This window comes from Listeria fleischmannii subsp. fleischmannii LU2006-1 (assembly GCF_000344175.1).
GTDB lineage: Bacteria > Bacillota > Bacilli > Lactobacillales > Listeriaceae > Listeria > Listeria fleischmannii.
In genome coordinates, this window is sequence record NZ_ALWW01000055.1 from 1 (window position 1) to 16,417 (window position 16,417).

The 16,417-nt window shown below is 36.7% G+C and carries 19 protein-coding genes; 5 read left to right on the forward strand and 14 right to left on the reverse strand.

The features are described from left to right. Positions 1-24 precede the first annotated feature (24 nt). The 4 genes from LFLEISCH_RS12880 to LFLEISCH_RS12890 all read right to left on the reverse strand — a co-directional run bounded on the left by LFLEISCH_RS12880 (position 25) and on the right by LFLEISCH_RS12890 (position 5,336). Positions 25-1,152: a UvrD-helicase domain-containing protein gene (locus LFLEISCH_RS12880; RefSeq protein ID WP_077907989.1), complete on the reverse strand. Its 1,128-nt coding sequence runs from the start codon at positions 1,150-1,152 to the stop codon at positions 25-27. Then, positions 1,091-1,453: a UvrD-helicase domain-containing protein gene (locus tag LFLEISCH_RS14795; RefSeq protein WP_051057320.1), complete on the reverse strand. Its 363-nt coding sequence runs from the start codon at positions 1,451-1,453 to the stop codon at positions 1,091-1,093. Before LFLEISCH_RS14795 ends, LFLEISCH_RS12880 begins: the two co-directional genes overlap by 62 nt. Further along, on the reverse strand, positions 1,434-4,928 hold the full coding sequence (gene addB / locus LFLEISCH_RS12885; protein WP_007477303.1) for a helicase-exonuclease AddAB subunit AddB: 3,495 nt from the start codon (positions 4,926-4,928) through the stop codon (positions 1,434-1,436). The genes LFLEISCH_RS14795 and addB overlap by 20 nt, the downstream gene beginning before the upstream one ends. A gap of 171 nt (positions 4,929-5,099) precedes the next feature. After that, positions 5,100-5,336 carry an IDEAL domain-containing protein gene (locus LFLEISCH_RS12890; RefSeq protein ID WP_007477305.1) on the reverse strand — a complete coding sequence of 79 codons (237 nt, stop codon included), beginning with the start codon at positions 5,334-5,336 and terminating at the stop codon, positions 5,100-5,102. 238 nt (positions 5,337-5,574) lie between these two features. Here LFLEISCH_RS12890 and LFLEISCH_RS12895 point away from each other — a divergent pair, with 238 nt between their 5' ends. Beyond that, complete coding sequence (locus tag LFLEISCH_RS12895; protein ID WP_007477306.1) at positions 5,575-6,171, forward strand: competence protein ComK; 597 nt, start codon at positions 5,575-5,577, stop codon at positions 6,169-6,171. 34 nt (positions 6,172-6,205) lie between these two features. On the opposite strand, the gene LFLEISCH_RS12900 is transcribed toward LFLEISCH_RS12895, so the two are convergent. Next, positions 6,206-6,553: a helix-turn-helix domain-containing protein gene (locus LFLEISCH_RS12900; protein ID WP_007477308.1), complete on the reverse strand. Its 348-nt coding sequence runs from the start codon at positions 6,551-6,553 to the stop codon at positions 6,206-6,208. 243 nt (positions 6,554-6,796) lie between these two features. Between LFLEISCH_RS12900 and LFLEISCH_RS12905 the strand changes: the two genes are divergently transcribed. The 3 genes from LFLEISCH_RS12905 to LFLEISCH_RS12915 all read left to right on the forward strand — a co-directional run bounded on the left by LFLEISCH_RS12905 (position 6,797) and on the right by LFLEISCH_RS12915 (position 7,788). Further along, complete coding sequence (locus LFLEISCH_RS12905) at positions 6,797-7,054, forward strand: CD3324 family protein (protein ID WP_007477310.1); 258 nt, start codon at positions 6,797-6,799, stop codon at positions 7,052-7,054. An 85-nt stretch (positions 7,055-7,139) separates the two neighbouring features. Beyond that, complete coding sequence (locus LFLEISCH_RS12910) at positions 7,140-7,475, forward strand: elongation factor G-binding protein (RefSeq protein ID WP_040504876.1); 336 nt, start codon at positions 7,140-7,142, stop codon at positions 7,473-7,475. Continuing rightward, on the forward strand, positions 7,411-7,788 hold the full coding sequence (locus LFLEISCH_RS12915; RefSeq protein WP_077907990.1) for an FBP domain-containing protein: 378 nt from the start codon (positions 7,411-7,413) through the stop codon (positions 7,786-7,788). The genes LFLEISCH_RS12910 and LFLEISCH_RS12915 overlap by 65 nt, the downstream gene beginning before the upstream one ends. Before the next feature lie 24 nt (positions 7,789-7,812). Here the strand turns inward: LFLEISCH_RS12915 and LFLEISCH_RS16060 are convergent, their stop codons facing one another. The 8 genes from LFLEISCH_RS16060 to LFLEISCH_RS12945 all read right to left on the reverse strand — a co-directional run bounded on the left by LFLEISCH_RS16060 (position 7,813) and on the right by LFLEISCH_RS12945 (position 14,469). Beyond that, complete coding sequence (locus LFLEISCH_RS16060; protein WP_007477317.1) at positions 7,813-8,316, reverse strand: DUF3324 domain-containing protein; 504 nt, start codon at positions 8,314-8,316, stop codon at positions 7,813-7,815. Positions 8,317-8,333: 17 nt separating this feature from the next. After that, positions 8,334-8,834, reverse strand: a complete 501-nt coding sequence (locus LFLEISCH_RS16065; protein WP_007477319.1) for a DUF916 domain-containing protein — start codon at positions 8,832-8,834, stop codon at positions 8,334-8,336. Between the two features lie 55 nt (positions 8,835-8,889). Continuing rightward, positions 8,890-9,609: a WxL domain-containing protein gene (locus LFLEISCH_RS12925; protein WP_007477321.1), complete on the reverse strand. Its 720-nt coding sequence runs from the start codon at positions 9,607-9,609 to the stop codon at positions 8,890-8,892. A gap of 69 nt (positions 9,610-9,678) precedes the next feature. After that, a complete protein-coding gene (locus LFLEISCH_RS12930; RefSeq protein ID WP_007477323.1) occupies positions 9,679-10,380 on the reverse strand; it encodes a WxL domain-containing protein in 702 nt (233 codons plus the stop codon). A 28-nt stretch (positions 10,381-10,408) separates the two neighbouring features. Beyond that, positions 10,409-11,140: a WxL domain-containing protein gene (locus tag LFLEISCH_RS12935; protein ID WP_007477325.1), complete on the reverse strand. Its 732-nt coding sequence runs from the start codon at positions 11,138-11,140 to the stop codon at positions 10,409-10,411. A gap of 16 nt (positions 11,141-11,156) precedes the next feature. Further along, on the reverse strand, positions 11,157-11,492 hold the full coding sequence (locus LFLEISCH_RS12940; protein WP_007477327.1) for an LPXTG cell wall anchor domain-containing protein: 336 nt from the start codon (positions 11,490-11,492) through the stop codon (positions 11,157-11,159). A gap of 15 nt (positions 11,493-11,507) precedes the next feature. Then, positions 11,508-11,888, reverse strand: a complete 381-nt coding sequence (locus LFLEISCH_RS14800) for a WxL domain-containing protein (RefSeq protein WP_051057321.1) — start codon at positions 11,886-11,888, stop codon at positions 11,508-11,510. After that, positions 11,836-14,469: a pectate lyase-like adhesive domain-containing protein gene (locus tag LFLEISCH_RS12945; RefSeq protein ID WP_051057322.1), complete on the reverse strand. Its 2,634-nt coding sequence runs from the start codon at positions 14,467-14,469 to the stop codon at positions 11,836-11,838. The genes LFLEISCH_RS14800 and LFLEISCH_RS12945 overlap by 53 nt, the downstream gene beginning before the upstream one ends. Before the next feature lie 293 nt (positions 14,470-14,762). Between LFLEISCH_RS12945 and LFLEISCH_RS12950 the strand changes: the two genes are divergently transcribed. Continuing rightward, positions 14,763-15,491, forward strand: a complete 729-nt coding sequence (locus LFLEISCH_RS12950) for a Crp/Fnr family transcriptional regulator (RefSeq protein ID WP_007477329.1) — start codon at positions 14,763-14,765, stop codon at positions 15,489-15,491. 34 nt (positions 15,492-15,525) lie between these two features. Here LFLEISCH_RS12950 and LFLEISCH_RS12955 read toward each other — a convergent pair whose 3' ends face one another. Beyond that, a complete protein-coding gene (locus LFLEISCH_RS12955) occupies positions 15,526-16,386 on the reverse strand; it encodes a GNAT family N-acetyltransferase (RefSeq protein ID WP_007477331.1) in 861 nt (286 codons plus the stop codon). Positions 16,387-16,417 lie beyond the last annotated feature (31 nt).

A 16,417-nucleotide genomic window follows, 5' to 3' on the forward strand; every position in this document is an offset into this window, starting at 1 on the left:
CTTCCTTACAGGCTTCTAAAATTTTTAGCTAAATTCGAATTCGAAGACTGTATCTTTTCCGTCCAATTGATATCGCTCATATTTTTCCATAAATAAAGTGGGTTCGGCAAGACGAAATCGATAAATGGATTGTTTGACGTCTCCTACCATAAATAAATTCCCTTTTGCTTCATCAGGTAGCACAATTTGTTGCAGGATGGATTCTTGTACCAAATTTGTATCTTGATACTCATCAATTAAAATTTCTTTATAGTAATTTCTGAGTTCCTGTGCAACATGTGAGGGTCTCCCGTTATCTGATAAAATAGCAAGGGCAAGATGTTCTAAGTCATTAAAATCTAAAACGCCACTTTTCTCTTTTTCTTGAAAGAAAGCTTTGGAAAATTTTTGAACCAAGTTGATTAAGGTTTCAACATCATTTTTCATCTTTTCTAAATCTGCAATATAGTCTTGTTCTGCTCTTTTAAACCAATCTGATAGTGTATCTTGAATTACTTTCTTTGCCTGATCTCTTTTTTTCTTCGCTTGCTTTAATAAACGCTCATCAACCTCTTCTTTATTTTTCAAAGGTTTTAAGCGTCCAAAAGATACTTGTTGAAAAGCAGTTTGAAGTTCTGACCAATCTGAATTAAGTTTGCTTCTAAGTTTATCAATTTCAGTAATATCTTCTAAAAAGTTTTCCCTATAACTTTCTGGACCTCCTGAAATTGCTGTTAAATCCAATCCTTGTTGTAAAAATTCAATGGCCCGTTCAATAGAAAGCCTAATATCATTATGAATCAAGTTATAAAATGGCAAATCCTTTATTCTTTCTAATTTATCATTTTTATAAAGAAGAGTTACTTGCTCTAACCATTTTTCAGGACTCGGATTTGCTCGCGAAAAATCATAAAGTCTAGAAATAATATCTATTACGTTTTGGTCAGAGCGATCATCTGTAATACTTTCTATCAGATGAAAAAATGGCGTATTATCTGATTTTGCGTATTCACCTTCTAACAATGTTTCAATGACTTCGTCTCGCAATATTGTACTTTCAATTGTATCCATCAATCTAAAATCTGGATCAACATTGACAATATAATAATATTTACGAATTAAGTCTAGGCAAAAAGAGTGTAGGGTTTGAATGGAGGCATGATTTAAAAGCATTAATTGTTTTTTTTAAATGTAAGGAATCTGGATTTTCCGCCAAAGCATTTTCTAAAGCTTGTCCTACTCGATATTTCATTTCCGCAGCAGATGCATTAGTAAAGGTTACAACAAGCAATTCATCTACATTACAAGGGTTCTCTTCATCTCGTATCTTCTCAATAATCCTGTTGACTAAAACGGCGGTTTTCCCCGACCCCGCGGCCGCTGCAACTAAAATATTTTGCCCTATAGAGTAGATGGCTTGCCACTGCTCATCAGTCCATGAAACATCACTTGGTTTAGCTGGTAGGTTTGCCATCTTGATTCCCCTCCTCTTTCATTTTTTTTATAAAATCACTGGATTTATCTGTTGTGAGGTAACGATATTTATCACTTTGCGAACCTGGATCAAATTGGCACACTGTACGGAAAGGACAATAAGTACATGGCGTAGTATCTTTAAGATGATAGGGATTAATATCTACCTCTCCGTCAAGTATCTTATTACCTGCCTCTTGATATTTATGCCGAACAAAATGCCTCATTGAATCAAAGTCATCTTTCGTGGCAGTTTTAGATTTTGCGCTAAGAGTCCCATCCTTTTTAATTTCGGCAGGTACAATCACTGATGCACCACCTTCTTTGATCGTAGTATCCATTAAAGAAACCATTAATGGATCTTCTAATATAAGCCCCTTCATTTTAAAACTTTTCTGAAGCTCTTTCGTAAGCTTGTCATCTGGAAGCGGCCCATCTGTATTCAACAACTTATTGTGCATGTGGAAATAGAGTACTCCTGCTGCCTCTGCTTTTTCACCAACAATTTTTTGCGCATTGGTAACCACAACATCAAGATACGTTAACATTTGTAGTGCGATACCATAATAAATTTCAGGAAGTTGTATATCGCGCGAACTCGATTTGTAATCAATTATACGAAGATAATTCTTATCTTCTACTTGCGCAAAATCAATGCGATCAATTCTTCCTTGTAAAAGCAATTCACGATGGTCTTTTAACGGTATTTTCATTGCTGGAATATTTTTTCCAATCCCAAAGCTCACTTCTAAACCCAGGGGCTGAAATGCGCTTTTTTTTGCTTGCTCATTTAAAACACTTGTGGCACGCATCACTATATGCAGCAGCTTATGCTTTATGTACGCCATCCTATTTGAGCTAAGCAGTATTTCATGATGTAGTTTCGGAGCTAAATAAGCCATCGCTTTATTAGCAAGTTCAGTACAGTCCTGATCTGTGAGCTTTCCAAATTCTATGTTTAGCACTTTTAGTTGGTTAACTATCCATTCCATAGCCCCGTGGAAAATCTCTCCCATATCCACAGCTTGTAATTGGTAAACTTTTCTCTCTTCCAGTTTTAAACCATATTGTGCAAAGTGCTGAAATTCACAGCTAAAGAACTTTTCCATTCTAGATACACTCGCATGAATTTTATCACCAAATAATGCAGTGGCTGTAGTATCTGTGAGTTTATTGGTATCATTATGATAACTTAGGCTTGAAAGTACCTTCATCGCAATTTCATTATTATTTTTTATAAAATAGTTATATAAATCCAACCAAATTGGTGAAATGTTATAACCTTGTTTGTACATTTGTAATTCTGTAGTTAAATAACCAAGTGTCTCCATTTCATTTTCAATATAATGTTGTTGCTCTACTTCAGGCAAAAGCGAAAGATCGCTAACATATGTTTTTTCTTCTAGCTTAGGAAATAATGCTTTTATTTTACGTAAGTAATTGGATTCTGGGATTACCTTGCCATCCATATCAGCGGTAGGATAACTTAAATACAATTTATCACTTGGCGCAGTAAAAGCACGATAAGCAATAAACTCTTCCTCAACTATCGTTTTATAATGTTGCGGTTTCAACGCTATTTCAGCTTGAACCAGCTCTTCCCTTTCTTCTTCAGAAACAATTCCTTTATTACTCATTTTTTGAGGAAAAATGCCTTCGTTTAGCCCCACAACAAAAACAACTTTTGATGTTAATAGCCTAGCATGCTCCATATCTGTTACAATGACTTGATCTAGTGAAGGCGGGAGTAAAGAAAACTCCATAGACTCAAGACCAGTTTGCATAATATCAATAAACTCTTCTTTAGTAATTTCGCTCTCTCCCAATAAATCAACAAATTCATCTAAAAGCTTAATGACAGCACCCCAAACTTGCTCATGCTCTCGCGCTAATTCTAAAAGATTTTCTTCCTCAGATTTAGCCCGCCACACTTCAAGCCTTTCTGCAACCTGCAACTTTTCCATGTATTGAAACAAGGCAGATGCATAATCTCTCCCTGTTTGTGCTTGCTGAAATTTATTTTCAAGGAATTGCAACGGTTCTTGTATAAGATTTCGCATTTCATTTATTTGCTCTTCTATCTCTATCTCGTCATCCGTTTGAACTTGTATATTAGTTTCAAGTCCACGAATTCGTCGATATGTCCATTTCTCACTTTTAACAAAACGGCTACGATTAAAAATCCCATTTTCTAATAAGTAATTTTCAAATATGTCCATTTTTTTACGATATTTAGCTATATTTTCTTGAACAGGGAAGAAGAATTCTGTTTTTACCGCTTGAAAAAGAACCTCGTATTGCCAATTTAATTGAATAATATCTAAGCTTGACCGCATAAATTCAATTAACGGATGCTTAGCCATTGAACGTTTTTTATCCCAAAAGTATGAAAGCTTGTGTCTATCAAAAACGGATGAAATCATCTCTTCATAATCTGACATATTTCGAATTAATACAGCCATATCAGAATAGCGATAACCTTCTTCACGAATTAAACGTGAAATTTCACGTGCAACACCTTTTATTTCAGAAGCTTTATTGTTAGCTTGATGAAGGTGAATACCTTCCAAGCTGGCATTATTATATTTAACAAATTTACTTTGCCCCCAGATATTAGCTAAATGAAGGAGATCTGAATGCTTTTGACGTCTGTTTTCATGAAGAAAAACTAGTGGTTCCTCCCCAACTTTTAAATCTTCGGCCACTGCTCTTAATTGCAGAAGTGTCTCACGAGCTGTCTCAAACATATCAAAATCTGCTAACTGTCCTGAAATCACTTTCTGATTAGCTGTAAGAGTTATTTTCACCCGATTGGCAGTCTCCAGAAAACCAGCTATTACCGAAACTTCTCTCTTGGAAAACGAATAAAACCCATCAAAATAAATACTAGCATTTTTTACAAAAGAGCTACTGCTCATCTTTTCTTTTAATAACTGCAAATAATCCTCACTCTCAAGGTATTTCCCATATAATTTTTGCTCATAGAGTTCATAAATCAAGGCAATATCAGCCAGTTTTTGGCGCGTAGCAAAGTCTTTTGCGAGAGTGGCTTGCTGTTTTAAGTCGGGTAATTCTACTTCGTACTGCTTCATTTCCTGAAATAGATTAGTGAGCTCTTTATAAAAACCTCGTTTAGAAGCTGCTCTCCCAAAAAGTTTCAAATTTCCTTTCTCTTCTTGAATAACTTGTCGAATAAGCATTTCCATACCTGAATGTGTTAAAAACACTCGAGCAAGTCCTCCTGTTTCCTGTAAAACCCTCCATGCCAGGCGACTAAAGCTATATATTTGAATGTTCATGATTCCTTTTAACTTTGACTGTTCAAAAAGAAACCTCTCCATCTGATACGACATTTGGTCAGGTACAATAAGAATTTGATTTTCATCAGGCTTTTCTGTTGCTCTTTTCTGAATTTGTTCAAGTAAATAAGTTGTCTTCCCACTTCCAGCTTTTCCAGCTATAAATTGTAGTACCATATCTACACCACCGAACGTATGTTTTGTTTTTATTTTAACTAAAAATAAGTGCATCGTCTAGCTTTATTTTAATGCTTAATTGTAAAATTTCAAACTGAATTATGAATTTAAAAGTCATTACAAAAAAAAACTAAGGCATTTTTGATTAATTACCTTAGTTTTTCATACATTTTATTGGAAAGCTAGCATTTCCTTTTGAATCTGATTAATTTTATTTGTAAGTTCTATAAAGGTTTTTTCATCTTTATGATCAAGAGCTTTGTCTACTTCTTTTTTTAACTGCTCAATTCTCCTCTGATCTAGGAGCATTGTCATGTAGCATTCAATAAAAACATTTGTTAATTCTTTTTCGCCCTTTAAAACCCCAACTTGGTTCATAAGTGAATTTGAAAAATCACGCATTTCCACGACTAGTCACTCCTTTCACTATTTTATAGTGAGGATAACTCCAAAAATTCACAATTTGGCTCTAAAATTCATCATAAGGTTCAAAAATTTAACTTTCTCAAAATATACTGACTCCTGTTTCCTTCTATGCTATAATTACGAAAAAATAGTAATTCCTTACCTTCGGTGTTTTGAAGTATAATATTTTACTACTTCTTTACATAATTAAAAAGACTATCAAGAAAGGGATGCATGGAAAATGGAAAACAAGAAAATTGAAAAACAAATTTATGAGGTTAATCCGCACACGATGATTATTTTGCCGCATGTAACTGGAGAATCACTTTTTTCGAGGGTAATTGAAATTGGGTCTGACTCTATATCTAAATTTACCCCATTTGAATTAATTAAAACTAGTTGCAAATATTTTGGTGCGAATTATGAAGGGAGAAAAGAGGGTACAAAACATTTAATTGGTATTACACACAAGCCACCTATTATTATTGATCCAATGTCTTATATGTATGCTTTTCCAACTGCTTCACCTAACAATTCAAATTGTGTTTGGGTATTCCCCCAGCATATCAAGGAATATAGTGCAACATCTGACAATCAGACACTTTTACAATTTTCGAATTTTGAAACTGTAAAAATAGATATCTCTTTAACATCGTTTAACAATCAAATTGCGAGAACCTCAATGTTACACATGAAGTTTTCTCAAAAAATGCGGCTAATGGAGGCGCAATTTCCTTATACAAACAGGTTCTTCCCATCTTCGGGTATTGTAGCAGAACCTTTTACGCCTTATAAAACGTCTCCAAACAACAATCCGCATAATCCATTTACAGATTAATAAAAAAGGAGTTAGCACTCTTTGCTAGCTCCTACTATTTTTGGCTTTCAATCACATTTGAGATATCCTTAAGTAATTGTAATTCTTTTTCAGAAAATGAATAAGGTAGTTCTAAATACCATTTTTCTAATTCTGGATTTCCGATAAGCGGAAAAGCATTGACAGAATTTTTTTCACGCAATCCAGCGACATCATCCAGTAAAAATTCTGTTGTCGTTCCGAGTGTCTCTGCTAGTTTGGCTAAAATAAAAATGGGTGGTTTGTGTGTTGCATTTTCATATTTACTAATTGTTGAAGGTGTCACACCAATTTTCTTAGCAAGTTCTTTTTGTGTCAGTCGATTTTTCTTTCGTAGATTAATTAACTTTTCACCAAAATCCACTTCAACCACCTCTTTTCTACTTTCTATTATAGCAATGTCAGTAAAAGAATTCGACACTTGTTAGCCAATTTTATAAAAGATTTTTTTATGATATAAAATTTAGGAGGTGATCAGCATGCATGCTAACGTAATGCTGTTCCATGCAAAGCCTAAAATGGCGATTCTTTGTATGGATTATATATCATAATCGCCTGTGGCTTTGCTATTTATTATTAATTAAATAATAAAGGAGCTAGCCTAGTGATGAAATATCAAACTGTTGAAAATGTTTTACCCGAAAATTTAATTTTAGAAATTCAAAAGTATATTGATGGAGAGTTTCTTTATATACCCGTGCGTTCAAAAAAATCATGGGGAAGTAAATCGGGCATTAAAACACGACTAAAAGAACGAAATATCAAGATGAAAAAAGATTTTGCAAACGGGACTTCCACAGAAGAACTTGCTGAAAAATATTTTTTATCTGAAAGTACAATTAAAAATATTGTGTATAGAAAATAAAAATATATGTCTTTTTTGACTATGAATTATTCTTACGCTATATTTTAAGTGTTCTTTCATTGTAAAATAGGTTTTGGAGGTGAATATGTTGGAAGCATTTATCGAAAATCATGTGTTGAATCAAATCTTACGTCAAGCGAAGCATGTTCTTGATGCTGAGCAGCGCGTAAATGATATGAAAGTAAAACAAGAATTTGCCTATTACTCGCTAAACAAGGCGGAAAAAGCATTTGAATCCTTAACAAATCAACAATTAGAGCTTTTAAAACCGCTTGTTTCTATCAAAAACGAGGCTGATTTTAATCATTATAAAGATTCACTTGAGCCCTATTGTATTCCCTTTCAGCCTACAACTGATGCACAACTCAAAAAACTGTTTAAAAAAGGCCAAAAAGTTGCATCCGCCTCATTTAACACCTGATGATTTTTTACATTTAACCTATCTGAGTTGGTATGACAAAGGGAGTATGAAAAAATTTATCGTTCGTGAATTAGAAGGCTCTGTTAAAGGTTTATCTGGAAGTTTTGTCCCTAGTCCACAAAATGGGATTTGTCATTTTTGCCACCATATGGGCGCTGTCGGTCTTTTTACGGTAGATGTTAAAACGGATACAAAAAATCATAATTACAAGGCGCTTAGCAATTATATTTGTCAAGATGAGGCGAATTGTAATGCGCATATTACGGATACCGAAAAACTGGACTTCTTATTTGACTATGTTCGTGGTAAATGATTAAAGCGAGCCGATTGGCTCGCTTTAATCATCTTTCTTTCGACTAGAACGCTTTCCAAGTAAAAATACTAAGATAAGCAAGATAAGGCCTAATAAAATAGCGCCTATGATATACCAGATTGTATAGTCTTTTTCTAGTTCAACTGCTTTATTGTTTAAGGCTTTCGCTTCGTCACCTTTGATTTCAAAGTCTTTGGTCCACTTCCACTCATTCTCATTAGATTTAGCGGTCATGTGGAGGGTGTATTTACCAGCTTTAAACTCTTGATTCTCCCAGTTTATGCCATAATTGAAGTTAGAGTTTGGGGCCATTCGCATGTCTGTTTTATTTGTTTCATGTAAGGTTTTATTGCTACCTTTTTTGGTCACACGTGCTTGAATATTTAAGTTTTTTAGGATGATTGGCTGTGAATTTTGCAAGTTTGCTTTTAATACATTGCGATAATTGATTTGTGATGGCTTAATTTCTCCTAACTGCATGTCTGGTTTAACTTCATTATCGTTTTCTGTTAGTAAAACGCCAATCACATACGCATATAAATTTTTTAATTTGTACGCCTTCTTCGTTTTTTTTCGGTCTCTTGATTTAATTTTTCGGTAAAATGTAGCCCGCCTAAAATTTGTCCATCATACTCTTCTTTTGGCATTGTTATATTCACTTTGACTGTTTTTGTACCATTAGCTGGTAGGGTGATTTCTTTATCTATTTTTGCAATTTCAGAAAATGGGGTTTTTAAACTCGCATCTAAATTCGGGTTCGTTTTGCTATAGTCAACAATTCCATTATCGTTTGTTACAGCTGTATTGGCATTTGTTTCAATTGTGATGGCGTGATTCTGGCCGTTTGTTAAGATAACCTCAAGATTTCTTGTTTCACCAGGTTTCATTTTTAAATCAAAGTATGTTTTAGATTTATCGATTTGATTATCAGGAATGACTGCATTCACTGAAAAATTCATTGTTGATGATGCCTCTGCTTTAACGGGAAGAAAGCTTAGTCCTAAAAATAGTAGACCTAGTAAAATGCTTATAACAAATTTTTTCATATCATACTCCTTTTCCGCCCATTATACGAATGGGGGACTTTAAAATCTTCTACTTTTAAGGGGTTGCTTCTAGGGTCCATGTAACGGTTGATGTATACGTTTCTCCCGCTAATTTCTTTGCCTCAGCAGGAACGTGGAGCGTTATATTTGGATTGGTTGAAAACTCGTCTTTACCGGACCCCTTACCAAATGCGATGGCCCACGTTGCCATCCCTTCATTTTCTTTGGCGGTAACTAAATTTTGAGCAAGTGTATTTAAGGTTAAATCAGATGTTACGGTACTAGGTGTAAATTTTGAATCCATCGTTGAAGTTAAATGAACGCCTGACATGGTGAGTGTAGCGCCTTCTAGTACAGCATTACTTCCTGAGATGAATTCTGTGCCCGAAACTGAAAGAGACCAACCAGAGTTTAAGCCTCGATTATCCGTTACTTGTACATAATTAGGTACATATTTTTTCTCATCAGATGCGGTGTTTACTTGTGTAAAAAGGGCGTGATAGTCTTTTGCTTCACCAGAAATTTTTTGCGAACCGAAATTAAAGGCTGAGGCGAAATCAATGCGAAGCGCACCTGTTGTAGGGTTTACAGGCTCTACAGGTGTAACATCCTTACCTGGATCAGTGGGGTCAATTGGGGATGTAATCCCTGTATCATCAGCTTGGAAAGTTACATCTGCATTTGTTTCTGTGCCCGCTGCTAGTGTGTTATTGAATGTAGTTACGGAACTTATAAGCATCACAAAAATGCCTACACTCCATTTTAATTTATGCATACACGGTTCTCCTTTCCTTTTAAATGGCGTCACGCGAAAGTAATTCTTCCGCGCGACTTTTTGACCGTTTTAAGCAGGAGTATCTGTTAATGTCCATTTTAGTTCGGCTTCGTATTTTCCAACGATTTTGGCCGTATCCCCTGGTACAGAAAGCGAAATACTTTTTGCGCCATTAGTGTCGTCACCAAATGATGTTGACCATGTCCCCATACCTTTGTTTGCCTCTGCGTTTATAACATCTGATGCGGTTCCAGCTGGATCTAGTTCAAAGGAATACGCGGTTGGTGTGTTAGCTGCCGTAGCTTTTGAAGACTGCATTGCCGCATTTTTGAACGATAGTTTTGCTCCTGTAAGTGTGCTTGCACCATTTTTAAATTGGCTTACTTGTTCAACGGTCAAATGCCAACCTGCGTTTGATCCGCGGTTATCGGATACTTGAACAAAGTTTGGAACTTCAACTTCTGTACCAGAATTTGCTAGTGTCACTTTATCTAAATCAGCATAGTAGACTTCATCATTACCTGAAATCATTTGATTAGCAAAATGAATATTAGAAACGTAATTAATACTTAATGGGCCTGGTGTTGGAGCTGGGGTACCTGGATCAATTTCTTCTCCTGTTCCCGGGACTTCTGGTTTTCCAGGATCTGTATTTTGGGTAAATGTAATATCACCTTTAGATGTCACATCTGCCGCTAAGACTCCTGTCCCATAACCTAATCCTCCTGTTACAATCACGCTCGCTGCTACTACTTTTAATAATTTTTCCATCAAAAATCTCTCCTTTTTTTATCAAATATCAAGCTGGTGAATCAATAAGTTCAAAAGTTAAAGTCGTTTTATAACTTCCTTCTACTTTTTTCGTTTTTCCTGGAACAACTAATTTGACACTCTTTGCTGCTTCAGATATATCTTTACCAAATAAGTTTGCCCAAGTTCCGCTGCCCGATCCATTTTTTGCATTTACAATTTCAGCTGCATCTCCTGAAATCGCATCAAGCATTACTAGTGCATTTGCGGTTGGTTTCTCACCATCATGCAAGGTAACAAGCGTACTATTTAATAAACTAATTTGGGCGCCTTCTAGCACATTCGCGCCGTTCTTAAGTTGTCCGTTTTGCTTCACCGTTAAATGCCAGCCGCTGTTTGTCCCGCGGTTATCAGTTACTTGAACATAGTTAGGCACATCTTTTTTAGCACCCGTTTTAGTTTCAACTACTTGAGTTAATTTCGCATAATACGTTTCTTGCTTACCGGACATTTTTTGTTGACCAAAATGTAAATTGGAAGCAAAATCAATACTAAGCGGTCCAGCTGTTCCCGGTTGTCTAGGTTCATCTGGATCAGGCGTAATCTCATTGCCTGGATCAGTTGGATCAATTGGGTTCGTAATATCCGTATTTTTCTCATAAATCATGTCTGCATCTGACGTTATGCTTCCACCGTCAGCCGAAAGAGCATAGGCACCCCCACTAAAAATGGTTGTTACGAAAATCCCACTGGCCATAAGCCATTTCAAACTATCTTTCATCTTCTTGCTCCTCCTTTTATTGCTCTCTTTTTTTCTGTAGTAAAAGTAAGCTCGTGCCAATCGCCAAACACTCCATGCCAATAATGAATCCAAAAACTGGAAATTGGTCCCCTGTGGTTGGCAATTTACCTAATGCAGTTTGCCTATTTTGAGTCCCCTTCCATCCATCTGGGTTAGTTGGTGTGTGCCACTCAGACGGGTTTTTAGGTGGATTTTCACTTTCAACACGCTGCCCACTAAATGAAATCCCCACTTCCGCATCGTATGTTGTGGCTTTTATACAAAGTGGGTTTATCATGAGTAAAATAGAAACGAGTAGAAGATAACTTGACCATTTCATTAAACGTCGCATTGTTTTCTCCTTTCATTAAGGGGCATCTTGAAGTGTCCATTTAATTGTTGTATGATAGGCTTTTGCTTTTACAGCTCCTGGTAACACATTCAATAAAATACCTTCATCTTCTGCTGAATTCAGGTCGATTAAGGTTGTACCGGCTGTAGCAGCGTCGTTCGTAAACACTGGTGTGCTTTCTTCATTTGTTAGCGCTAAATCGTTTGTCTCCCCATTTTGTTTGCTACGAATTACTAAACTATTTAACTCATCTCCACTGGATGTTGAAAGCGGCATTGTTAACTGTGCCATGAGCGTCCAATTGCTAGGGTTAGCTCGTGAATCTTCAATGGCGATTTTAACATCATTTTGTGGTGCAATACGTTGTTTTTTTCGATTTAATCGTGACCGTTCCAAATGAAATGTCTTCTGGTACTTCTTTAAATTCTAGCGTCCCTGCTTTAACGGTTATATGGATGATACGTTCCACGCCTAAAACAGATATTTTCACATCATACTGACCAGGCGCGTTTGTTAGCCCCCCTTTATCCGTTATAAGCACTTGATTTGTAATATCTGCACCAGAAGGTTTACTCCATGCTCTAACTTGACCGTTTGTTAATATGAACTGGTCTAATTCGGCAGCTGCAGTAGGTACATCTTGCGCTAGCGTTGTAAAGTCTCGACTTGTTAACATAGCCTCATTATTTGAGTTCGTTGAGTCATCTTCTATAAAGACTGGAACTGTGATATCGCGGTAATTTTTTGCAGCATCTGTAATTCTGACTACAGCTGTTGCATAGCCAATTTGACTTACATCTGGCTCTGTAATTAATTCGTAAGACAAATTCGCAACGCCGGCATTGTCATACACATTTGTTACAAGACTCTTAGCATCTTTTGGAAAAGCCTCTCCTAGTTTTACAGTTTGAGAAATTGGATCGGCTTCCGGTGGTGTTGTATCACGTGTCACTTCAATATTCGATTTCTCACTAACGTTTCCTGCCGAATCAGTCGCCGTCACGTAGTAAGACACATAAGGCGCTAGCGGGCGCTTAATTTCCGGAATTACAATTTCATAATCTTCTGTATTTGATGAGCCACTTGTCAGAATACTATTATCAGAAGCATTATAAACCGTGACAGTGACATTTGGTTCAGCTTTTACGGTTATTTTTTCATCCACATCGTTTATTGGGCTTAAAGTAGGTTTTTCAGGCGGGGTTTCGTCTAAGACAGTTGTTGTTTCGGCTGCGCTTTTTCCGTCTAAATAGGCATAAGCGGTAACCGAATTTCCTGCCGTGAAAAATAGCCCATCCGGAAGTGTGTACGTATAATTTCCAGAAGCATCGGCTTTCACATGATACATTTTACTGTCATTTTTATCTTGTGCGGGAATGGTCCCATTTGGAATTGCCGCATCGCCTGAAAACATAACCCACGCATTGGGGTTTGTAACACCTGTTATCGTGTGGCTACTTGGTTTTGCCTTATTATCCGATAAAGGTTGTATGGTTACGGAAACATCTGGAATATATTCAAATAGCACACGTTTAAAATTTTGCGTTCTATAATAGGTAATAAAGCGATCTTGGGTTGTTTGTGAAATACTATTTGCGGTTAGGGTGGCTTGGACATTCGCGCCAACGTAAGGAATATTCATATCATACATCGGATACCAATCATAGGTTGGGGTTCCAGACACATCCGCAGTTGTCCATGCTTTTACGCGCTGAATAGAAGCTTTAAAACTACCACTTACCATATAAATTGGACGCGTACTTGCATTTGTATTTCCTGAGGCATCGATGTCTACTTCACCTGCATCCTCAAAATTAAAGGTGGATGTTCCGCCTATTCGAATTAGATTTTTCACACCTGTCCCGTCCGATTTTAATTTAAAAATTGATTTTTTACCGATCTTAAAAGTACTACTTGTTCCGGTATAAACTAAAGCGCCTGTTCCGGTTCCCTGATTTGTGGCTTGAATGATGAGGCTTGCTCCGTCTGCTACTTCAAATGAAGCGTTAGTCCCTACATTAATTGGATTTTTGTTATAAGCATCTGTAAATGGCCCGTCCATATCAAGGGTTAATTTGGCATTATCTTGAACAAGCAATTTGGAATCGTTACCTAATTGGATGCCACCTCGGGTTGATGCTTGTGGTGATGAGATGTGGACCTCCGAATTTTTCTGCATTTCAAAGTTTCCATTTAATTGGATGGTGGTCCATTGTCCTTCGCCGCTAAGACCGTTGCCGCCTCCCATTAGGTCAAGCTTTGCGCCCTCTTCAATAATGGCGTTTCCTTTCGTCCCACCAGTTCCAAGCATTAGGACGGTTGCATTTTCGGTTGTTCCTGTATAGTTTGATCCTTTTGTGAAGGTAATGTTCGTTACCTCCAGGTTAGCTTGGTTGGTTAATGCGTTGTATGTGATGTTGTTGAATGGACTCACATAAGAGTTGACAGAAGCATTTTTTACGGTTCCTTTTACAATAACATCAGCTTGATAAGAAGCAGTCAGTTGGGCGCCCGTGTATTCGATATTATCAAATGTAAAGGTCGATCCAACGCCTGCTGTTCCGTAAATCCGAAATGGCCCCCAGTAGTTTTGACCATACATTTTCATATTTTGAAGTGTAATATTAATTTTTGTGGAGGCAAAATTCATTAAATAACCTCGTCTGCGAAAATCCACATGATGGTTATTACCATTTATTGTAATACTTCTTACTGGTACTGTAACGTTTGCTTCCCCCGCAGCTGTTGACGTGTAGTTCGTAAATTCGATATCATTCATAATATTAATTTCTGTAATGGCTTGATTTCCCATTGCAGTTTCAAGCTCCTGATAAGTGGTCACGTTTGCCACATTTTCTGCCTCAGCTTTTACGGGTTGAAATACTCGTTCTAAAATCCCGCTTCCATGTAACGGTGCTATAATCGCGAAACTCACAATGATGAACATCGTTGCAACGAGTCGCATTCCCTTTTTCAAATTCTCTCACCTCTTTCAAATCTTGAAATGAATCAAAAGGTTCATTCATTTCCCCCTTGATAATTTTAGTATACGAGATTAAAATTCAGGAAAATATTTGTGGCGATATTTTCACTGCTCAATTGTGAACATTTTATGACTAAAAGAAAGAAAAACGTTATAAAAGCATCATTTATTGCTAAAATGTGGCGAAAAATACGATATTTTTTGTATTTTTTATACATTCAAATTGACTATATGTCCTAAATTGATTATTGTATAAATGTATAAAAAATTACTTTTTGGAGGAATTTATGAAATTTATTTCTGAAAGCTCTCAAGCTGAGCCGATGAAAGAACTGCTTAATTATTTACGTCAAAATGCTAGTTTGTCAGACTCTCATATTCGAAAACTTGATATAAAAAAGAATCAAATCCTGACCTCAAATCAAAACAGTCCCGAACATACCATTTTTCTCATTCAAGAAGGTATTGCTTTTTTTGAAGTTTATTATCAAGATAAACCGCATATTACAAGTTTTTATTCGGACTGGACGTTATTTCATGCCGAACCTATTTTAAAACAAGCTTTCACCTTTGAAATTAAACTCCCTTATCGTGTGCGTGCAGCAACTGAAATGATTGTATATGAGATTAATAGGGATTTTTTAATTGATCATTTATATGTTCAACCTAAGTTTTTTCATTTTTTAGCAGAGCTAGGTTTGGCCTCCCTCTCTTTTTCAACCTTTATGACAGCTATAAATAAGCTTCCTGCAAATGAAACACTAGCTATTCATCTCCAAATTTTAGCCACATATATAGGAGAAAAGCATGGCACCGCTTATCATCTCCCTTCTGCCATTTCTCAATCAGTTTTAGCCTCTTTGTGCAATTGTGCGCAATCTAGCATTTCAGGGCATCTTCACTTTTTGGTGAAAGAAGGCATTTTAGAATCCAGCTCCAAACCTTTTATTATTAAAGATATGGATGCCCTAGCCTCTTGCTACGATTCCTCCATCACTATTTCTTCGATACATTAAAAAAAGCCCGAAAGACTTTTCGGGCTTCTACTTCTTAAAATCCATCATAAAATCGAGGTTTATCATGTGGAATAGCTGCTTCAAATATTGCGAGAACTGTTTCACTTGCTGAAACCTTCCCGTAGTAGCTGAGTTCTTTCGGACGTTTAAAACCAAACATCATTTGACTAAAAGAACCTATATCTGTTTGTAAAAGCAAATCGTTTGGCGCACTTTGAACACGCCGCACTTTTTCACCTAGCTCAAAAATACCATTATTAAAGTCAACAACATCATTTTTAATTTCAACATATACTTTTTCTGCTGTTTGGAAGGAAATCGCATTTAAAAACGCCTCCACATCAACAATTCGCGCCATCCAATTGAATTCCGTTTCAATCGAAAGACCCGTCACATTTGGAAGAATAGATGCGATTTCATCCGGCGTTCCAAAATGCGTAGCGCGGACGGTTTCGAACATCGAATCATGGCTTGAAACAAATGCCCACAATTCGGATTCAGCAGTAGAATCAAGCGCGACAAGTTCATGAATAACCATCTCAGTTTTATTAAAAGTATATAACAAGTAACCACGCGCCTCACCTTTTGGTCCACAAAATAGTGCCGCTTCTTGCGTATATCCCCGCCGCATAAGACGATCCCACCAGGCGTCATCGCGAATGAGCATGCCGTGATGTTGATTGGCGTATGTTTCATAAACAGCTTTTACCTCACTAAAGAGAGACTGATTCGCACTTGTGCGTACAATACTTCCCTGCCCACTAGAACGCTGCATGAGATTTTTCAGCACAAGCGTTGCACTCACTTCATTCGCAACAAGGTCAAACCCAAATTTTTGATAAAAAGGAATGTCGAAAGGGTGCAAATAAGAAACGAGCTGTCCCTTATCCTTCATTTCGTTTTAGCGACGCCCCTCATGAGCGCCC